Source organism: Psychrobacter immobilis (genome assembly GCF_904846185.1).
Lineage (GTDB): Bacteria > Pseudomonadota > Gammaproteobacteria > Pseudomonadales > Moraxellaceae > Psychrobacter > Psychrobacter immobilis_B.
The window spans coordinates 1-2,183 of record NZ_CAJGZQ010000053.1; the positions used below are offsets into that span (position 1 = coordinate 1).

3 protein-coding genes and 1 rRNA gene are annotated in these 2,183 nt (G+C 34.5%); all 4 read left to right on the forward strand.

What is annotated here, in order from left to right; genetic code table 11:
• The first annotated feature begins 4 nt into the window (after positions 1-4).
• Positions 5-119: ribosomal RNA gene (gene rrf / locus JMW94_RS14590) — 5S ribosomal RNA — on the forward strand.
• A gap of 120 nt (positions 120-239) precedes the next feature.
• Positions 240-953, forward strand: coding sequence for an AbiJ-NTD4 domain-containing protein (locus JMW94_RS14595; protein WP_201604886.1), 714 nt, complete (start codon positions 240-242; stop codon positions 951-953).
• Positions 954-955: 2 nt separating this feature from the next.
• Positions 956-1,303, forward strand: a complete 348-nt coding sequence (locus JMW94_RS14600) for a hypothetical protein (protein WP_201604887.1) — start codon at positions 956-958, stop codon at positions 1,301-1,303.
• A gap of 91 nt (positions 1,304-1,394) precedes the next feature.
• Entirely contained in the window at positions 1,395-2,075 is a 681-nt protein-coding gene (locus tag JMW94_RS14605) for a hypothetical protein (RefSeq protein WP_201604888.1), read from the forward strand.
• Positions 2,076-2,183 lie beyond the last annotated feature (108 nt).

Sequence of the window (2,183 nt, forward strand, 5' to 3'; positions counted from 1 at the left end):
CTTTGCTGACGACAATAGCATGATGGCACCACCTGATCCCTTCCCGAACTCAGAAGTGAAACATCATTGCGCCAATGGTAGTGTGGATTCGTCCATGTGAGAGTAGGTCATCGTCAGCTCTCTATTCAAAGTAAAACCCCCTTCTGCAAAAGCAGAAGGGGGTTTTCTTTGTTTCTGATGGTTCTATATTGTCGACTAAGGTAGTATGATAAATTTAAATTAAATGTCGGAACGGAAAGATGCTAACGGATATATTTGCTTATCGATACTTAAGTTTTCCAATTTGGAAAGTTATTTCGGAGTCAGAATTACGACTTCTTAATCAGTTATATAGTGTTGTAAAGGAAGCAATTCCATACTACACGTCTGATGGTAAACCTATCAAAGAAAATGTAGAAAAATGGAAAACGTTGCATGATAATTTAGCTAGAGAGTTAGGAGTAGATGAACTTTTTAAAAGGTATTATTCATATACTAGTAAAAATCATTTAGGTCAATCTGTGCCTGTGAGTGGATTCTTTAGCTGGAATTATGTCTGTGAGAAATTCGTTAAGTCTGAATACTCTTCTATAGTTAATGAACCAGATACGTTTATGAAGGAAAGAGTAAGTTTTGTCGAACTTGCAATGCGTATAAGATATGAAGAGCTAGAAAGAGTTAACGCAAGTCTACCTAGAGCTTTATCACATGCAAAAGTACGCGATGCAAATTCTAGTCACAGAATACATGCTAATAATAGTACGGTAGAACGATTAAAAATATGGAGTCGAAATTTGAATGATACATATGTATCTCAAGTTGAAGAAATTAATGAGCGATTTCGTCGTGCAAAAGCTCCGCTGACATTGCATAATGGTTTTATTCAGGTTTCTACCGATGAGGTTATTGAGAAAAATATAGCTAACCCATTTTGGAATCTCGTTTCAGATCCTCTTTGGAAAATGTTAATTTAGACATGAAAGAAGCGTTAGATAGAAGAGACTCAAGTCACAAAGACCCTGCATTATTTGCTGCAAAGGCTTTAGAAAGTGCAATAAAAATAATATCGGATCAAAGAAATTTAACTTCAGGAAATGAAAAAGGAGCTTCACACTATATAGATAATCTTGTGAGTAAACATAATGGAAGATATATAGACACTTGGGAAGCTGATATTCTTAAGGATTATTTCCGTAAAGTAAGAAATACTTTGGGTCACGGGCCTGGCAGTGAGCCAATGCCTTTGCTTTCTATTGCGCAAACCGATTGGGCTATTGAGACAGCAATGTCTTGGATTAGAACATTGATTAGAAGGTCATTATAGTTATAGCTAATGCTTGTGTATATTTTAAACGAATTATTATTTGCCATGCGTGAACGTGAGCTAGGAATTAAATATAAGGAGTGGTAAGTAATTGAAATCTCATATATTAAGAAGGTTTGAATCAAAGCTTGAAGAAATGAACGACCAGCTTTGTTATTTCTTATTTTCAGATGTTGAAGTGAATAATATTTTTTCAGAGATAACATTAGATGTTTCAGATTCTTTCACAACAGAAATATTTCTTGAGAATGAGTTTTCAAAGCGTCTTCATATTAAAGTTGGTGCACTAGCAGAGCTTCGCAATAAATCATTCCATACACTAGTAAGTATGAGTGTTATTGCCTCAGTAGAGTATTTATTAAGTTTTTTAGAGGAGATTGAAGAATTTAGAGCTCAAATAATACCTTCAGTTCATGATGCAATAAAGCATAAGGAACCAGAAGAACAGTTCAAACTTAAATTGACCAGTTGGCTAGGTAATGAACCAGAAAATGGAATAATCAAAACAATTAAATACTTAAGGTTACGACGAAATCATATAGCACATGCTCGAGAAGATCTGAGTGAAGGATATCGCTCACTAATAAAAAATGACTCCAATTATTTAAATATTTATTGGTCAAAAAAAACTACAGAATTAAAAGGCTTTGATTTTGCTAAAAAAAGTTACGCCGAGTTTGAGCCAAATGAAGTGTTTGCATTGATAAACTTATCTCGGATTTGTATGCGAGAAATTGACTCTATAATGCTATCAAGTATAGTCAGTCTATAATAAAAGAGATACAGCCCATATCCTGAAACAGTTTTGGTAAATTATTCTCCATCCACCCTTGGCGTAGAAACTTAGCCTGTGCCCACTTTTTCTCGATAGGGTTTAGAT

Excerpts from the sequence above, each read along its gene's own strand:
- JMW94_RS14595 (WP_201604886.1), top strand. The coding sequence starts at position 240 with ATGCTAACGGATATATTTGCTTATCGATACTTAAGTTTTCCAATTTGG.
- JMW94_RS14600 (WP_201604887.1), top strand. The coding sequence starts at position 956 with ATGAAAGAAGCGTTAGATAGAAGAGACTCAAGTCACAAAGACCCTGCA.